At 64.9% G+C, this 17,369-nt stretch carries 10 protein-coding genes; 6 read left to right on the forward strand and 4 right to left on the reverse strand.

Annotation, left to right across the window (positions count from 1 at the left end; all coding sequences use genetic code 11):
- Positions 1 to 81: 81 nt before the first annotated feature.
- The 5 genes from VGN72_19535 to VGN72_19555 all read left to right on the forward strand — a co-directional run bounded on the left by VGN72_19535 (position 82) and on the right by VGN72_19555 (position 6,977).
- Entirely contained in the window at positions 82 to 966 is an 885-nt protein-coding gene (locus tag VGN72_19535; protein ID HEV7301566.1) for an alpha/beta hydrolase, read from the forward strand.
- 112 nt (positions 967 to 1,078) lie between these two features.
- The gene (locus VGN72_19540; GenBank protein ID HEV7301567.1) at positions 1,079 to 3,376 is read left to right on the forward strand and encodes a hypothetical protein; all 2,298 of its coding nucleotides are present in this window, start codon (positions 1,079 to 1,081) and stop codon (positions 3,374 to 3,376) included.
- 128 nt (positions 3,377 to 3,504) lie between these two features.
- Entirely contained in the window at positions 3,505 to 5,796 is a 2,292-nt protein-coding gene (locus VGN72_19545) for a hypothetical protein (GenBank protein HEV7301568.1), read from the forward strand.
- A gap of 305 nt (positions 5,797 to 6,101) precedes the next feature.
- On the forward strand, positions 6,102 to 6,326 hold the full coding sequence (locus VGN72_19550; GenBank protein ID HEV7301569.1) for a DUF1328 family protein: 225 nt from the start codon (positions 6,102 to 6,104) through the stop codon (positions 6,324 to 6,326).
- 213 nt (positions 6,327 to 6,539) lie between these two features.
- On the forward strand, positions 6,540 to 6,977 hold the full coding sequence (locus tag VGN72_19555) for an NUDIX domain-containing protein (GenBank protein HEV7301570.1): 438 nt from the start codon (positions 6,540 to 6,542) through the stop codon (positions 6,975 to 6,977).
- Positions 6,978 to 7,256: 279 nt separating this feature from the next.
- Here VGN72_19555 and VGN72_19560 read toward each other — a convergent pair whose 3' ends face one another.
- The 4 genes from VGN72_19560 to VGN72_19575 all read right to left on the reverse strand — a co-directional run bounded on the left by VGN72_19560 (position 7,257) and on the right by VGN72_19575 (position 15,396).
- Positions 7,257 to 8,972, reverse strand: coding sequence for a GTPase domain-containing protein (locus VGN72_19560; protein ID HEV7301571.1), 1,716 nt, complete (start codon positions 8,970 to 8,972; stop codon positions 7,257 to 7,259).
- A gap of 405 nt (positions 8,973 to 9,377) precedes the next feature.
- Complete coding sequence (locus tag VGN72_19565) at positions 9,378 to 11,063, reverse strand: GTPase domain-containing protein (protein HEV7301572.1); 1,686 nt, start codon at positions 11,061 to 11,063, stop codon at positions 9,378 to 9,380.
- 68 nt (positions 11,064 to 11,131) lie between these two features.
- Positions 11,132 to 14,629, reverse strand: coding sequence for a hypothetical protein (locus tag VGN72_19570; GenBank protein HEV7301573.1), 3,498 nt, complete (start codon positions 14,627 to 14,629; stop codon positions 11,132 to 11,134).
- A gap of 137 nt (positions 14,630 to 14,766) precedes the next feature.
- Complete coding sequence (locus VGN72_19575; protein ID HEV7301574.1) at positions 14,767 to 15,396, reverse strand: DUF6655 family protein; 630 nt, start codon at positions 15,394 to 15,396, stop codon at positions 14,767 to 14,769.
- A 910-nt stretch (positions 15,397 to 16,306) separates the two neighbouring features.
- Here VGN72_19575 and VGN72_19580 point away from each other — a divergent pair.
- Positions 16,307 to 16,843: a ferritin-like domain-containing protein gene (locus VGN72_19580; protein HEV7301575.1), complete on the forward strand. Its 537-nt coding sequence runs from the start codon at positions 16,307 to 16,309 to the stop codon at positions 16,841 to 16,843.
- Positions 16,844 to 17,369: the final 526 nt, after the last annotated feature.

Consider the following 17,369-nt stretch of genomic DNA (forward strand, 5'->3'; position numbering starts at 1 on the left):
TTTCACCGCCATGCGAACGGGCGATGGATTGGCCGCTACGCCCGATACTGCGACCCGGTCTGACGCTGTTCTCCATTTAGCATGACGCGCAACGCCGACCTCACCATCGATCTGTGGACAAACGCTGTGCCTGGCGAGGTGGCCGGTCATACGGTGACTGAGCGGCTGCTCGATGACGATGGCGTGCAGCGCGTCTCGCACGTCGTGCGGCCGCAACTCTTTGTGTTCAATGCCGATCCACACGCGAAGGCGGGCGGGCGAACGACCGTGCTGATCCTGCCGGGTGGGGGGTACAGCCGGCTGGCGATGCAACACAATGGGGAGCATCCCGTGCAAGGATGGCTGAACAGCATCGGCGTGCACGTGGCGGTGCTGAAGTACCGATTGCCCAGCGACGAGATCATGCAGGACAAGTCCGTCGGCCCGCTGCAGGACGCGCAGCGGGCGGTCCGCCTTGTTCGACAGCGCGCCCACGAGTGGAGCGGCCAAGAGGCGATCGTCGGCATCTACGGCGGGTCGGCCGGTGGGCACCTCGCCGCCTCCGTTTGCACCTGGTTCGATGAGCGCATCTACCCGCTGGAAGCCAACGTCCCGACCGCTCGACCGGACTTTGCGATGCTGATGTGCCCGGTCATCACGATGGTCGATCCACTGGTTCACGCCGGCTCGCGACGCGCGTTGCTCGGCGAGTCGCCCAGCAGCAAGCAACTGGATCGTTTCTCGGTCGAGAAACAGGTCGGGCCGCAGACGCCGCCGACGATCCTATTTCACGCGATCGATGACGGGTCGGTGTCGTACCAGAACAGCGTCCTGTACCTGGAAGCGTTGCGACGCGCCGGCGTGCCGGCCGAATCGCATTTTTACGAGCGCGGCGGGCACGGTTTCAAACTTGGCAAAGCCGGTGAGAGCACCCTCGCCTGGCCCACCAACGCCGAGGCTTGGATGCGGATGCACGATTGGGTGTAACGCCCTCACGGCGCCGGAAAGCGCACGAAATTCTTCGTTCACGTACGCCGGCGGGTGAATCAGCCCCCGGCGCGTTTTGTTTAGCCGTTGGCAGTCACCAAAGGACAGCATCATGAAACATCTCAGCAGACTGATCGCCGCAGCGTTCGTAACGACCGGGGCGATGGCGTGGGCCCAGCAGGGCGGTGACACGGGGACGCAGGACGCGCTCGCGAAGCTCGATGCCGACGGGAATGGCCTGTACGACGACGCGGAGCGCAAGGCGCTGCTGGACGTGCTTCAGAAGCAGTACCCGACCGAACTGGCCGGCACCTTCGACCACGACGGCGACGGCAAGGTGACGATTCCCGAACAGACGCAGGGCCGGCATCCGCTGTCGACCGTTATCCCCAAGACCTTCCCGCAGAGCGACGTGAAGATTCCGTGGGGCATCGACATGTTCCCCGAGTGGATCTCGACGGCCTACCTGCAGGAGGACCTTGAGCCGGGCGAAGTGAAGGAACACGCCCCCCGCGGCCTGTTTACCAAGCACAACGCCACCCCGGTGAACGACAGCAAGCTGCCCAAGCGTGCCGCCGACCGCGGCGGCATCGAGTTCGCGGCCAACTCGGGTCAGCAGCTGACGATGCCGGGCGCGCGCGATGCCCGTTGGAACTACCGCTGGTGCGTGCTGACGTTCAAGGTCGATTCCGGCACCGGCACCGATGCCGAGACGCTCCTGCTCGACCTGAACACGGGCAACGGCCCGGCGCGGTCGTCGCCGAAGGTTTGGTTCCACATGGACACCGGCCTGCACGTGCAGTTCGTCGGTTCGAACAAGAGCGGCCTCGACAAGCGCGTGATGGTCGCCGAGAACGTGCTGGCCGACGGAAAGACGTGGAACGTGCTCGTGTGCGGCATGCGTTACGGGCAGATGTTCGCGTCGGTGAACGGCGTGGAGCTGAAGACCCAGTCTCCCCAGCCACCGCGATTCTCAACCGCCCGGCCGGATGTTCCTGCGGAAGAGCTGAATTCGTATCTCGGCGATCCGGGGCAAGGCGCCATGGCGTGGGCGTACGACTCGCTGATCTTCGGCCTCACGGAACCGTCGGAGGCGATGGTCCGCAAGATGACCGGCTGGGCGGCGCACCGGCTGGGGTTCCAGGAAAGTTTGCCGGCCGACCATCCGTACCGGAGCGCCCGCCCGGTGATGGACGCCGAGGACCTGCCGGACCGCTATGTGCATGATGAGGCGAAATGGCTCGTGCTGGGTGAGAAGGTGAAGGACAAGTCCGTCACCCGCGTGAACGCTGGCGGACCGCGCGTTGATCCCAAGGGGTTCGAGCGCGTCTTCCACGACGATTTCCGCGCCAACCGCCTCGGGGACAGCCGCAACGGCGACGGCGACCTCTGGGTGGGTCCTGGCTTCAACACCGCCGTCGGTGTCGATTCACCACTGATCCCACCGGGGCAGGAGCCCAACGCGTATCCGTACGACGAGAAGAACCAGAAGCAGACCGTCGCGCTGGTCGACGAGGGGAACGGCCGCTGGCGTGCTGGGGCGCTCTACACCGTAAACGACATGGGGTACGGCTACACGTGGAAGGGCCCCAAGGTCTTCCGCATCCGCTGCATGTTCCCCAAGAGCACGCAGGCGGATCTGACCGGCGGGCTGTTCCCGGCGTTCTGGTCGTACGACCCCGACTTCCTCTTCTGGCGCACCGCCAACCGCACGGAAGTCGATTACTTCGAGTTCGACGGGCAGAACGGCAACTGGCTGAACGGGCTGTCGACCCATCACCATTACTCGCACCTGCGCGAGAACATCTTCGCCAAGAACCCCGGCACGTATAAGCGGTTCAAGGTATACGGCGGTGAGCTGACCGAGGAGAAGAGCAACATCCCCGGCGGCATCTTCCTCTGGGACGGCCAGTACCACACGTGGGAGTTCGTCTTCGACCGCGACATGACGTACATCAACGTCACCATTCCCGGCCCCGATGGGAAGGACCGCTGGGTCGAGATCTGCCGCGCCCCGACCGCGCCGACGTACCTGAACAACCTGGACCTGCAGTTCAACATGGCGCTGAAGGCCCGCTACGGCAAGCCGACGAGCCGCGAGGACTACACGGTCGACTTCATCGAAGTGCTGCAGAAGTCCGAGGACCTGCAGACCGTTCCGGCGCCTTTCACCGCCAAGCCCACGCTTAGCGGCTCGAGCGCCGCCGGCAGCACGATCACGTGCGAGCCGAACCTGAAGGGCGTCACCGACGTTCGCTACTACTGGTTCGCCGATGGCTACCCGCTGACCTACAGCCCCAGCAACACCTACAAGATCACCGCGGCCGAAGCCGGCAAGGAGATCCGTTGCATGGTGAGGGCCGTCGGGGCGCTGGACAAGCCCGAAGCGTGGAGCGAACCACTCAAGTAATCCGTCCGGTTTCATGGCGACCGCGGTTCCAGCACGCTTCGACGGCTGGCGCTGCGGTCGCCCTGTTTTGTATCGTGTTCAACTTGTCGGCACAGGCTGGTTCATCTGAACCGCACCTCAGGAGACCTATGAAGAAATCCTCATTCGCAATCGCGTCGGCCGCTTCCCTGGCGCTGGCCGGCGCCGTGTGGGCGCAATCGCTTCCTGCGCAGAACGCCACAGCTCCGTTGGACGCGGACGGCAACGGCCTTTACGACGACGCCGAGCGAAAGCAGTTGATCGACGTGCTGCAGCAGAACGTCCCAAGCATTAAGGGTGCGACGTTCGACGCCGACGGCGATGGGAAGGTTACCGTTCTCGAACAGGCGCAGGGTCGTCACCCTCTGACGATGACGATCGGCGGGGAACTGCTCAAGAGCGGGGTGCAGATCCCATGGGCCATCGATGCGTTTCCCGAGTGGATCACGACCGCCTATGTGCAGGAAGACGTAGCCGAGGGCACGGTGGCCGAGCACCCCACACGCGGCAACCAGAAGCGGCACGGCACGCAGGAGTCGGAAGACTCGCGCCCGCGGCGGGCGGCCGATCGTGGCGGCGTGGAGTTCGCCGCAAACACCGGCCAGCACCTGACGGCGCCCGGAAGTCGCAACGCGCAGTGGGATTATCGCTGGACGCTCCTGACCTTCCGGATCGACAAGAACACCGGCTCGGCCAACGAGACGGTGCTGCTGGATCTGAACAAGGGAGATCGCTCGCTGCGATCGTCGCCGAAGGTATGGTTCGACAAGCAGAGCGGCCTGCACGTGCAGTTCGTCGGCCGGAACAAGGGGGGGCTGGACCGACGAATCATGGTTGCAGACAACGTCGTGGCCGACGGCGAAACTTGGAACGTGCTGGCCTGTGGCATGCGATACGGACAGATGTACGCCACGGTCAACGGGGTAGAGCTATCGACGCAGGAAAAGCAGCCGCCGCGATTTGCCGGGGAGCTTCCCCCGGGCGAGGGCCTGCTGACCCACCTGGGCGATGCGCGCAAGACGAACATGGCGTGGGCGTATGATGCGCTGGTGTTCGGCTTAACCGAACCCTCGGAAGCGATGGTGCGAAAGCTAACGGCTTGGGCGGCGCACCGCGTTGGAAGCCAGAAGCTGCTCCCGGAGAACCACCCGTATCGCGCCCATCGCCCGACCATCGACCGCGAGGACTTCCCATATCGATACCTGCCCAACGAAGAGCAGCGCCTGGCGTGGATTGGGAAGGTAAAGGGTGATGTGGAGGCCAAGATGGTCAACGCGGCCGGACCACGTGTTGAACCTGAGGGATTCGAGCGGGCCTTCTACGACGATTTCCGCGCCAACCGCCTCAGCCCGAGTACCAGCGGCGAGGGGGACCTCTGGCAGGGGCCGGGATGGAACAGCTCGGTCGGCGTGGACGCTCCAATGCTCGAGCCCGGCCGCACGCCCGACGTCTATCCCTACGACGCCGAGAAGCAGCACCAGGGCGTGTCCGTCGCCAACGACGGCGGCAACATGCGCAGTGGCGCGATCTACACCATTAACAACCAGGGCCACGGCCACACTTGGCGCGGTCCGAAGATATTCCGCGTCCGCGCCCGTTTCGACAAGCCGCTGGAAGGCCAGGGCCCTCCAGGCGGGCTGTTCTCCGGATTCTGGTCGTACGACAACGACTTCCTCTTCTGGCGCACGGCCAACCGCATCGAGATCGACTATCTCGAGTTCGACGGCATGTATCCCAACTACCTGAACAGCTTCTCCACCCACCTGCACTACTCGCATTGGCGTGAGAACATCCACGCGCTGAAGCCGGCCGGCTACCCGCGCGCCAAGGGATACGGTGGCGAGCTGACCGAGGAGAAGAGCAAGCTTCCCGGTGGAATCTACATCTGGGATGGCGAGTTCCGCACCTGGGAGTTCGTCATCACCGAGGGGACGACCTACGTCAACGTTACCCTTGCTGACAAGGACGGGAAGGAGCGTTGGGTCGAGGTCTACCGCATTCCCACCGAACCCACCTACCTCGAGCGCTTGGACCTGCACTTCAACCTCGCTCTAAAAGGCCGCCGCGGTGGACCGGCGGAGGGGAAGCGGGAATCCTACGCGGCGGACTGGATCGAGGTCCTGCAGAAGACGGATCAACTCCAGCAGGTGCCGGCGCCGTTCACGGCCAAGCCGAAGCTGGCCGGCAGCGTGACGGCCGGCAGCACGATCACGTGCGAGCCGAACGTCGAGGGCGTCACCGACATCCGCTACTTCTGGTACGCCGACGGCTATCCGCTGACGTGGGGCACCGACAACACCTACAAGATCACCGAAGCCGAGGCGGGCAAGTCGATCCGTTGCATGGTGAAGGCCGTCGGCGCTCTGGACAAGCCCGAGGCGTGGAGCGACGTGATCAAGTAACACCGATCGCTACGAAATGTCATTCTTCAAATCGCCACCGGCTTGCCGGTGGTCTTTTTTTTTGAAGGCATGTTCGTCCGCGTGTAGGGACGATACCCCGTGTCGCCCCTACAGGTTCCCCATCCTTTCACTACAGATATTCGGCGCCTGGTCTTCAATCTCCCTCAGAATTTCCCATTTTTCCCTGCAACCGCCCTCATCCCTACGGCACGCGGGTTGCTCTAGAGGTTCCTTGACTACCACGGTAACGAAACGCGAGCTTTGGCGCTTGCGGCCGATGGGAAGGGAACGAACAGGAGACTGCCATGTTGACCACACTTGCTGCCGGGGCCCTGATTGCCCAAGCCGTGCCAAACCTGCTTTGGCTGGCCATTGTGTTCTTTATTATCGCAATCATCGCGTACGTGCTGGGCGCCCGCGGCGTGGCCGGCATGAGCGCTGGCATCGGTCGCACGCTCCTGTTCGTGTTCATCGTGTTGGCCGTCATCGTCGCGATCGTCTCGCTGATGAGCGGTGGCGACGCGGTATAACCCCGGCACCCAAGTTACCCAACCTTGTCGCATCTGCGACAAGGCTTGGGAGGCTCCGACCTGCATCGCCAAAACTGAGGCGTCGGAAAGCCAGAAGCACACCGGCTGGGCTGCAATCGTGCAGCCTGGCCTATCGGAAAGTTCGCGAAGGCACGCCCGCTCAGATCGCTTGGGTTTTGCGTTGGACCGGAGTTTGTATCCTCCCCCAACGTCATGACCTCAGAACGATCGGCGGGCGTCGTCGTTTACATCTCCACCTTGCACGGCCGCGAGTACCTGCTCCTCGATTACGGTCGGTACTGGGACTTTCCCAAGGGCCACCTCGAAAAGGGCGAGGACGACCGCACGGCTGCGCTGCGCGAACTGCAGGAAGAAACCGGCATCACCGACGTGGTGCTGGACGCCAGCTTCTTCCATGAAATCCAGTACACCTTCCGCAGCCGCAAAGGACCGCTGGTTGATAAGACCGTCGCGTTCTTCATGGGCCAGACGCAGACGCGCAAAGTGAAGATCAGTGACGAGCACGTCGCGTACGCCTTTGTGCCTTATGAGGATGCGGTAAAACAGGTGACTTACGCTAATGCGCGAAACCTGCTGAAGAAGGCGGAAAGCCGACTGGATGACGCCGCTAAGAGCGACAGGATGGCGTAGGTAATCGTGTCGGTTGTTGTTAGCGAGCTCGTCAGCCGGAGGATCTCTTTCTGCCCGGCGCGAATACGGGGGGAGATCGTTCGAAGTACCTCAGGATGATGATTCTTGTTTGAAGACGCTAGAGCGTGTTAGGCACTTTCGGGGTCAGTAACGCAGGCGTGACGACGCTGGGTGCCACGGTTTGGTACGCCAAGCCGTGTCTGCGTGTACCGGCACGGCTTGGAGTACCAAACCGTGGCACCCAAGCCAGTTTCTGAGCTGGAAAGTGCATAACCCGCTCTAAGCTTTCTTCCCCACCGTCTGCCGCGCCTTCTCCAACTCCATCGCAACGTTCTGCGTGCGCACATGAGCCACGCGTAGCGGTTCAGTAAGAGCCGACGCCCAATTTAGCGATTGCCGCGACAAATCCAGTTCCGCGGGCCCCTCGCCAGTCGACCACATCGCCAGCCAGCGCGTCACCCGGCGGCCCGTCATCCAGCGCAGCGCGAGCCAGAGCACCACGAAGTAGATCACCAGGAACGACACCGTGGTCAGCAGGTATGTCGTACCGAGAATGCGAACCATCAGCAGGCCCAGTTCCTGCCCGGTGCGTGCAAAGCCCGGCTGCAGCGCCGCCTCGAGCAGGGGTTGGACGAACGGGAACCAGAGCAGTGCGCCGATCGTCAGCGTCCAGCGCAACAGCGCCGAAATTGGGTTGCGAGAGCGCCCGTAGCGGGCCAGCACGTAAGACCGCTGGCGTTCGATCGTATCGATGAGCACGCTGCGCAGCTGGATGACCGCCAGTTCGGCGTCGCGGTCATCCCACAGCTTTCGGCCGATGAAGATCGTCGCGACGGCTGGCGAGGTCTGCCGTACGTGGGCGAACGTCGCCTGCAGTACTTCGTGCATCGGTCGGCCGTTCAGCGTGAGGTACGAATCGACCCATCCACCCGTCGACCCCAGCGCCCGCACCGCGGCGCCACCGCGCACGATCGCCAGCAGCGCGATCAGCAGTGGCGACAGCAGCGAGTGAACGAGGTTCACCAACGGCCACCGCGCGACGCGCACGCCCGTGGCCTCGTCGATCAGCGAGGCGCGATAGATCGGATCGCTCGCCAACCGCGGCAGAGACTGCTCGAGCAACGGCCCGACCACCCGCGCCGCCAGCAGTTCCTCGGTGTCATTGCGCAGCCGAGCGAGCCGGTCGGCACGCTCGGGCAAGTTCTGCGTCGCCATCCACGCCACGAGCGACCGGTCGCGCTGCTGCCCGGCCAACTGGCTGGCCTGCGCGACCTCGCTGCGCGATCGCTTGCGCGTCACCGCCCGCTGCAGTTCCGGCAAGTCGTACGCGGCCGGCTCGCGCGCGCTGACCACCCAAACGCGCGGCGGCTCCATGCCGACCGCGGCGCCGACGCGGGCGGCGTAGTCGTCGCGAATCTCGATTATCGCGGCCTCGTCGCCGCGCAGCTGGTCGGCCTTGTTCAGCACGAAGACGAAGTTGCGCGGGTCGTTCCCCTCGGCCACGCGGTTGAGCATTTGCCGGGGCTGCTGGTCGGCGTACTTCTCGATGCTGACGAGCCAGATCGGGTAGAGCATGTGCCGCAGCATCCGCCGCGTGAGCGCCAGGTGAGACTGAAAGTGGCTATCAATATCGGGCAGGTCCAGCAGCACCCGCGCCGGGTCGCCCGCCAGTGTGTGCAAGACAATGCGATACTGGCCCGCCGCCTCGCGCTCGAGCAGTTCGCGCACGGCCGGCTCTCGCGACTCGTGCACGTACGCCACCACGCCATCGGTGCCCGCCCCATGCGAAGTGACCGCCGTCACCGTCTGGCCCGCCAGCGCGTTCACCATCGCGCTCTTGCCGACCTCCTTCCCACCGATGAGCCCGACGAAGTAAAAGTCGCTCTCGTCGATGTCGCTCGACAACGTCGGCGCATCCGCCTCCAGTAACCGCGGTGGCGCGGCGCCGGTCAGCTCGATCGTGTCGCGGACAAGTTGATGAAGGTCGGCGGACATAATCTCTCGGCAGACGGGTTTTCCGGTCCCTCTCCCGGTACGCCGGGAGAGGCTAGGTGAGGCACTGTCTGACGGATCCACGTAAACGGGCATCGGCGCGATTGTCATCCCGAAGGGAGCCTAAGGCGACCTGAGGGATCTCGACCGACCGACGGTGCGGGCCATGGGAGATCCCTCAGGTCGCCAAGGCTCCCATCGGGATGACACGCGTGTCGCCAGCGTGCAATCCATTGGACAGGCTTCAAGTGATTTCCCAACAAGCGAAAACCCACCCGTGTCATCCCGAGCGGAGCGGTAGCGACTCGAGGGATCGGTACTGAGGACAGTTTCGGACAGTTCGAGATCCCTCAGGTCGCTACCGCTCCCATCGGCATGACAACTGTCGCCACCTTTGTTACTCGTTCTTCACACCATCTCCTCCATTTCGTTCGCCGCGTTCTCGATCGACTCCAGTGCTCGTTTGTCCGCCGACCGCGAATCAAGCCACGCCGTGACCGAGGCGATCTGGTCATGCGCGAGCTTCGTGAAGCGATCGGAGATGGCGACGTTCGTGGCGCGGGTGCGGGCGGTGACCTCGTTGCTCAGGCGTTCGGTCATCCACGCCGCCAGGCTGTAGCCGCCGAGGATGATGAGGTCGATGGGGCCGAAGAACGCGTGGTGCGTGGCGACGACGATCGTCAGCAGGTACGGCGCGGCCTCGGAGAACTTCGACAGCCGGTCAGCGCCTGGCAGCACGCTCATCAGCTTGCGCAGCAGGCGCGTGTCGCGCGGGTCGGCGTTCCAGCGGGCCTCCAGCCATTCCTTCAGCGCCGCCAGTTCATCATCGGCAATCGCCGCGGCACGATCGGCGGGCAGGAAGGCATCGGTGTAGGTCGGGTCGGCCGTCAGTGGGGCAAGCGCATCCGACGATCGCACGGCGTCGTCCACGCGCGATCGCACGACGGCGAACGCATCCATCAACAGCTGCCGGAAGTCGGGGACGTTCTTCGCCTCGTCGGCGTACGACGGCGCGCCGCCAGACGACACCTCGCCGCGCGCCACGTAGTCCCATGCTGCGCGTGGTAGGCGCGCCAGTAGCGACGGAATCTGCCGCGCGCGGTCCAGCACGCGCTGCGGGCCGATCAGGTAAAGCACGCTGCGCTGTTGCAACCGGCGCTGCAGCTGCTGCGTGATCGGGTTGACGTCGACCCCGGCCGGCGGCGTCTCCATCGCGCGCAGGCGGTTGATGACATCGTCGACGGCGCGACGTTCGGCGCGCAGCGGCGCAATGACATGATCGCGCAGCCGGCCAACCAAATCGTGCAGGCGCGCCGCGGCGCCGTCGCGCGCCTCGGCCTGTTCGTTCACCTTTGCCAACCAATGTTGCAGGTCGGCCAGCGCTGCGCCGGGCGGCGGTTCGATCGCGGCATCATCGCGCGGCACGACGAACACGCTGGCCTCAGGCCAATCCCGAGAAGCCAGCAACGCGCGGTAATCGTCCAGCACCACGCGCTCCTCGCACTTGTTCATCACGAACGCCGCCGGCAGCTGGTACCGCGACGCGAGGCGGTAGTACGGCAGCAGCTCGGTCATCTGATATTTTTCCGGCGTCACCACGAACACGACCGCCGTCGCCCAGCGGAACGCACGGTCGGCCTGCGCGTGGTGGGCGGGGTGGTCGCCGTCGAGGTCGGGCGTGTCGATCAGCACCACGTCCGTCGGGGCGCCGGCGACGATCGCCAGCTGGTCCGGCGTGCCGCGCGCGGGTAGCGGCACGTCGGTGACATGTTCAACCCCTAACCAGCCGGGCGGCACATCCTCGCGCTTTCGCGCGACCGCGACGCAGCCGGCGGTGTGCGTGCGCCGGAAGCTGGCGGCCGTCAGCGTCTGGTCCAACAGGCGATTGACCAGCGTGCTCTTGCCCGTGCCGGTGCCGCCCAGAATGGCCACCAATGGCGTTGCGCCGCGGCCGCGATCCAGGTGAAACGCCAGCGCCGCCGCGTCCGTCCGGTGTCGCCGCACGGCTTCGTGCGCCGCGGTAGCGGGCAGCGACGACAACGCCGCGTCAAGGCGGCGCAGGTGCGACCGAATCTGGCTGGTGGAGGCGCTCATCGTGCGTCAGGATCATACGCGCTTCAGCCAAGCGGTGCGCGGGGTCGGTGGGACGCGCGTCCTGCGAGCTATTGCCCGGCGGCGGGTTGCGCGCCGACGTCGCCGAAGAGGATGTCCTTCAGCGAGTCGCCGATCTCCGTGAGCGCGCCGGGCGCGACCTTCAAATCGCCGAGCGTGCCGGTGACGGAGACGGCTTGCAGGCTGCCCTGCAGGACGCTCAGGATGTCGTCGGCGCTGGCCAGGAAGGGGACCTTCGTGTCGCGCAGCGGGCGCAGGGTGCCGGTGAGCCAACCGACCACCGGCGATTCCTGACCGGCGGACAGATCGCTTACGGTGGCGATGCCGCGCATCTCCACGCCGTTCTCGAAGTAGGTGAACTTGTTGAGGTCGACGCGCCCGCGCTCGATGCGCGCGACGATCGTGCCGGTGCCGTTGCGGCCGCCGCCGCCGCTGAAGACCACGTTTAACTGCTTCATCACCTGCCCGATCGGGCCAAAATTGGTCAGGTTGCCGTCGCTGAGATTGACGCGTGCATCGCCGATCAGGTTGGCCATCGCGATCTCATCGGCGAAGAAGTTGATCTCGCCGGCGAGTGAGGCGTCCAGCGGCTTGTCGTCGGGCTTGGCCGCCTGCACGAGCGGGTTGAGCTGCAGGCCCTCGAAGCGCAGCGAGACCTGCGACATCACGATGTCGGCCCGGCCGGCCTCGCGCAGGATTGGGTCGTCGGTGACGTGGCGCGCGGCGCGGGCCCACAGGTCGACCGTGCCGCCGGCGATCTCCAGGCGCACCTTGTCGGCCACGACGCGCCACGTGTCGCTCGGGTCGATCGCCAGCAGCGCGTCGAGGTTGCCGATGGTGATCGTGCGGAATCGGCCACCGTCGCTCGTCAACGTGATGTTGGCCGACAGGGGCGCCAGCGCGCGCGGGGACGGGTCGGGGGCCAGCGATGCCATGCCGCTGAACGTGCCGGCCAGCCCCTCGGCGGCGGGGGTTAGCTCGGCGATGGCACCGGCGTTCAGGTCGGACCAGTCGAATCGCGCGATCGCCTCGCGCGGGCGGTCGAGGTCGATGCGGGCCGTGCCGGTCGCGGTGCCTTCGAGCAGGTTCACGTTCAGTTCCTGCAGCGTCACGATGCGGCCGTCGGCGTTCAGCTTCATCGCGGCGTCGCCGATGCGCACGCCGTTGCGGAAGGCCATCGCGCTCAGCTCAGCGTCGCCGGTGGCGCTGAGTTCCGTCAGGTCGACCTGAAGGTCGCTTTGCACCGAGGCGATGGCGCTGGACGTGTCGCTCTCGGTGGGCATTGGCCACGCGTCGACGTCCGTCTTCACGCGCAGCTCGGTCGGCGCATCGAGCGACGTGATCAGTTCGATGTCGGCCTCGCCGTTGTCCTGTCGGAGGGTCAGCTCGTTGCGCAGCGTGCCGTTGGTCAACCACGTACGGCCGTTGAGCGATTGCGCGACCACGGGCCCGGCCTTCAGATTGACGCCGTTGAAGACACCGACGGCCGTAAGGTCGGCCGGTGTGGTGCCGGCGATGTCGAGCGTCCATTGGCCATTCACGGTGCCGGCGACGTCCTCGCGGCCGGCGATCTGGCCGAGCTCGCTCATCGGCAGCTCGTTCACCGCCACCTTCACGCGCGTAGAGTTCCACGGCGTCGGCGAGACGGCTTCCAGGCTCCAGCGCCCGCCGAACAGCGACAGCTCGCGCGTCTTCACGTGCAGCGCGCCATCGGTGGCGACCAAGCCGTCCAGCTCCACCTTCAGGTCGCCCAGCGCGCGCTCGGCGATGACGACGTTGCGGCCGGTCAGCCAGCCCTGCATGTGCAGGTCGACCGGCGACACCTTGCCGTGCACGAAGAAGTCGCCCATCACGCGTCCGCCCACCAGCGGTGGAGCGCCGTCGGCGACTTCCAACGCCGGGTTTTCTTCCACCTGCGTCAGCGACAGGTTCAGGAAGACCGGCTCGGGCTGTGTGGCGAGGTAGTAGCCTTTGGCGGTCAGTTCGAGGTCGCTGTCGCGCAGGTAGAAATGCTTCAGGTTGTAGAAGTCGCCCACGCCGTACGCGTCGAACGAGAACCAGAGCGGGTCGGGGCTGCCACCGGGCAGGCGCGGGCCCAGGCCGTGCGCCCAGCCGTACCAGTTGCCACTGCTGATGTCGTAGGCGCCGCCACCGGTTAAGGCAGAGCTGTCGGGGCGCGACAGCGACGTCAGCGTGACCTTTCCGTCGGCGGCCGTCAGCTCGGCGACGGTGTCCTTCAGGTTTGCCTTGCGGTCACCGGCCGTCAGTTGCATGCGTTCGAGGGCGATCGTCCAGTTCGACTGGCCATCGCCGCGCGTGGCACCGTCGACGTTGACGATCGCATCCCACGTCGCCGTGCCGACGCTGCCTACGCTGGCGAGCCGCGCGTCCACCAATGGCCGGCCGGCGATGGGCTGGGTGACCGACAGGCTCGCGCTGCCCGATCGCAGCGTTGCGGCGGCGACGGTGATGTCCTGCCAGAGCGCCTCGCCCTTCAGCGACCCGATCACCGTCTCGTACCGCGCCGACACCGACGCCGTGCCACCCCCGATCTGCGACCGCAACCGATCGACGACCACGGCGTCGCCCTCGGTGCGAATGGCGCCACCGACGAGGTCGACCTTCGGCAGCGCTTCGACGCCGGTCGAAAGCGTCAGGCCCTGCGGCTGCGCCTCGATCGTCTCACCAGCGCGAATCGCGATCGGCCCGCTGGCGGAGAAGTTGTCGAAGGCGGCGTTCTTGATGTCCAACCTGCCGGTCACACCACCGCCGGCAAGGCGGCCGCGCCATTCGGCGTCCAGCTTGATGTCGTGCTCGAAATCGGGCGCGATTAGCGCGATCCACTCGTCGATGTTGCGCAGCGTCACGTGGACCTCGTGCGCGAAGTCGCCGCCGGGCACCACGCGGCCAACGGCCTTCAGCTGGTCGGCGACCGCGACGTCGTACTGCCAGGTGAGCGCGTCGATCGGCTCGCCCTGCACGGTGAGGGGGGCAAGTTCAAGCTCGCGGCCGGTGTTGGCGATGATGCGCACCTGGCCGTTGGTGATCGACACCTCCGGCAGCGGCAGCGGGCCAGATGCACCGCCCGACTGCTGTGCGTTGCCCGAGCCGCCGGCGCGGGCCAGCAGTTCGGCGACCTCCTGTAGGTTCCACCGGCCGGCGGCGTTCTGCCGCACGACGAGCGTGGGGTCGGCCAGCGCCACCGAATCGAGCGCCACGGTACGCTTCAGCAGCAGGCCGGGGATCGACGTGTGATCCACGCGCAGCTCGGCGGCCTTGAAGAACGATTCGTCGGCCAGCGGGAGCGACAGCGTGACGTCGCGCAGCGTGGTGTGACCGAAGAAGCCGGTCGACAGCGTCTCGGCTGTCACGCGCAGGCCGAGCGTCCGCTGGACGATGCCCAGCACGAGGTCGCGCGGCAGGTTGGTCCAGAAGACCACCTGCACCGCGACGATCAGCAGCACGATCAGGATGCCGATCGTGATCAACCCGCGCAGCAACCACCGGCGAACGCGCGAACGAGGTTTTGCAGGAGCGGTGGTGGCCATTGCTGGAGATTATAGGTCCGGCGTTCCTTCGTGTTTCGAAGATAGAACCGGTGTCCACTCTTCAGGTTCACAACGGGGCCACCCTCTTGCGTCGAGCGTCGGACATTCCATGCACCAGTCCGTCGGCTCGGGCCGTCCTACCGTTCCTTTTCGACCGTTGGAATGTCGCCGGTGGTGCGCGGGCCGATGCCGAAGAACCACCAGTCCTCGCGGCGCGTGCGGCCGACGAACGGGCCGGACTGGTAGACGAGCTCGCCGGTGTCCTTCCAGTAGGCCACGAAGGCGACGCTCGCGTAGCCGTACTGTTTCGTGCTCTTGATGATCGACAGTTCCGGCGTCGCGACCGGCACGCCGACGTTGCTCGTGCCGCCGTTCAAGTAGAGGCCGGGAATGCCCAGTAGGAACTCGACGCGGTCGATGCCCAGCCCGGGGCTGCGCACCTCCAGGATGATCTGCGCGTCCTCGCGCACGTTCGCGATTCGGGCGCCGGCCGTCAGGATGCGGGCGCGCATCTCGCCGAGCAGGAACGAGATGTCGGTCGACGGGTTGTCGACCGCCGACAGGTAGGTCGTCTCCACGTAGACCGGTCGGTCGCGCAGCGCGTCGAACGACAACTGCGCGATCGACGTGATGGCGGCCTGGCGGATCAGGAACTGCTCGGTCGCGGTGCGCGGGGGGTCGGTCGTGCGGATGGTCGCGCAGCCGCGGGTCGCGGCGCCAAGCGCCAGCAACAGGCACAAGAGGATGAGTGGCGGTCGAGCGTTCATCACGTTCCAGCATCTTCGCTGCCCGTGCGCTGGCGTCCAGCGCACGAGCGGGATTTATGTCATATCCGCAGCAGCGGCATAGGACAGCGTACGAATCCGACGCGGCGATAGATTTGCCGACCGTAAGCCGTAGTGGCGACGCCTGCGTCGCGGTCGACGTGTCGCGGCGAGAGTCGTCGGACCAAACTCACAGCCTGGCCGTCATCCTGAGAGGGTGTTTATTAAGATCGTCAAGCCTGCTCCGGTCCCTCTCCCGGTACTCCGGGAGAGGCTAGGTGAGGGTGCATTCTGTTCTTTCTGAAGTCGTCAGCAGCTCGAAATCACCCTCGCCCTAACCGACTCCCGGAGTACCGGGAGAGGGGACCAGACTTCATAAAAACCGTCTGAGGTACTCCGAGGGACCTCCTCCCGTACTACGTCGCGAAGAGATCCTTCGGAGTACCTCAGGATGACGATTGCTTTGTGAAGTGTCTAAAGGCTAGCGGACAAAACCCGGTCGCATCGACGTGTCCACTTGTCATCCCGATGGGAGCCTAAGGCCACCTAAGGGATCTCGAACCACGGACGGTTCCGGGCCTTGGGAGATCCCACAGGTCGGCAAGCCTCCCATCGGGATGATACGTCCCTTATCAAGGCAGACATGGGCGGGCCGTCCATCGTACCGGTATGCGGCGCTGCACCGCGACGCAGGCGTCGCCACTACAAGATGTGGTGTGCTTTACCCGTGTTAACGCGATCAATCTGTCGCGGCCCACGGGCGAATCGTCGTGGTCGGTTGGGCAATCTGATAGGGAACCGTCGCGTTTGCCGCGCGTCTACGCAAGCGGCACATGAGTTGCAAAGCGGTTGTTGAGATCGCAGCCGCGTATCGCGGCGCGTCAAAACCGCCCCAACGGGCAAAGGAAGATCCGTGGAACTCGAAACGCTCCAAGACCTGATGGTCGAAAACCTCCGTGACCTCTACAGCGCCGAAAACCAGATCCTCAAGGCCGGGCCGAAGATGCTCAAAGCCGTCGAGAACGAGCAGCTGCGCACCGCGCTCGAGGAGCACTTGGAAGAGACCAAGGGTCAGGTCGAACGCCTGAAGACGATCTTCCAGCAGCTCGGTGAGAAGCCGACCGGCCATCACTGCAACGGCATGGAAGGCCTGCTGGAAGAGAACAAGGAGATGATGGAAGAGGACGGCGACGCCGAGGTGATCGCCGCCGGCCTGATCGTCGGCCAGCAGAAGGTCGAGCACTACGAGATCGCCGGCTACGGCTCGGCCGTCACGTTCGCCAAGCTGCTGGGCAACAAGCAGGCTGCCGACCTGCTCGGTCAGACGCTGAACGAGGAAAAGAAGGCTGACGAGCTGCTGACGAAGATCGCAAAGCAAACGATCAACGTGGAGGCGAAGGCCGCCCAAAACGATATGCCGAACAAGCCGAAGTCGAAGAAGAAGAAATAGCCGCAGGCTGGTTTCACCGTGGCATGGGCGTCTCGCCCATGCCTGTGGACTGGAACATGAAATTTCTTTAGTGGCTGGCCGCGCTGACCCAGCAGCAGCCACGAAATCGGATCGTTCGGCCGTACGCGAGCATGGGCGAGACGCCCATGCCACGTGAGGAGCCCAGTACGCGACCGGCCAAGCGTTCACTGAACTGTTTTTCCGTCACCGCTAGGATGGGCCGGGTAAGCTATCGCTCGGCCCATCCTTTTGATAGCTCTCGTTGCAAGGCTTTAATTTGTTCGTCGAGGGGAGTCGAAGTACCGAAACGGCGAATTTCTCCAGACGTTGCATGGACGAACACCGGTCCGTTACCTGCTAAGCGTCCTCTTCGGTCACCATCAACTATCCATCTTTTGTGATCGTAGAAGAAGATCCAGCCCAACGGTACGGTCCTGCATCGATCATGGAGCACTATATATTGGCCCATGCTGTCCAGAATTATTGCGCAGAAATTTTAGGACGACCTCACGTGCTTTCTCTTCTG

This window comes from Tepidisphaeraceae bacterium (assembly GCA_035998445.1).
In the GTDB taxonomy this organism is placed as follows: domain Bacteria; phylum Planctomycetota; class Phycisphaerae; order Tepidisphaerales; family Tepidisphaeraceae; genus DASYHQ01.

What these genes read in the sequence shown, in the direction of transcription:
- VGN72_19565 (HEV7301572.1), bottom strand. Translation starts at nt 11,063, where the DNA reads ATGAGCGCCTCCACCAGCCAGATTCGGTCGCACCTGCGCCGCCTTGAC.
- VGN72_19570 (HEV7301573.1), bottom strand. Translation starts at nt 14,629, where the DNA reads ATGGCCACCACCGCTCCTGCAAAACCTCGTTCGCGCGTTCGCCGGTGG.
- VGN72_19545 (HEV7301568.1), top strand. Translation starts at nt 3,505, where the DNA reads ATGAAGAAATCCTCATTCGCAATCGCGTCGGCCGCTTCCCTGGCGCTG.
- VGN72_19535 (HEV7301566.1), top strand. Translation starts at nt 82, where the DNA reads ATGACGCGCAACGCCGACCTCACCATCGATCTGTGGACAAACGCTGTG.
- VGN72_19560 (HEV7301571.1), bottom strand. Translation starts at nt 8,972, where the DNA reads ATGTCCGCCGACCTTCATCAACTTGTCCGCGACACGATCGAGCTGACC.
- VGN72_19540 (HEV7301567.1), top strand. Translation starts at nt 1,079, where the DNA reads ATGAAACATCTCAGCAGACTGATCGCCGCAGCGTTCGTAACGACCGGG.
- VGN72_19550 (HEV7301569.1), top strand. Translation starts at nt 6,102, where the DNA reads ATGTTGACCACACTTGCTGCCGGGGCCCTGATTGCCCAAGCCGTGCCA.
- VGN72_19575 (HEV7301574.1), bottom strand. Translation starts at nt 15,396, where the DNA reads ATGAACGCTCGACCGCCACTCATCCTCTTGTGCCTGTTGCTGGCGCTT.
- VGN72_19555 (HEV7301570.1), top strand. Translation starts at nt 6,540, where the DNA reads ATGACCTCAGAACGATCGGCGGGCGTCGTCGTTTACATCTCCACCTTG.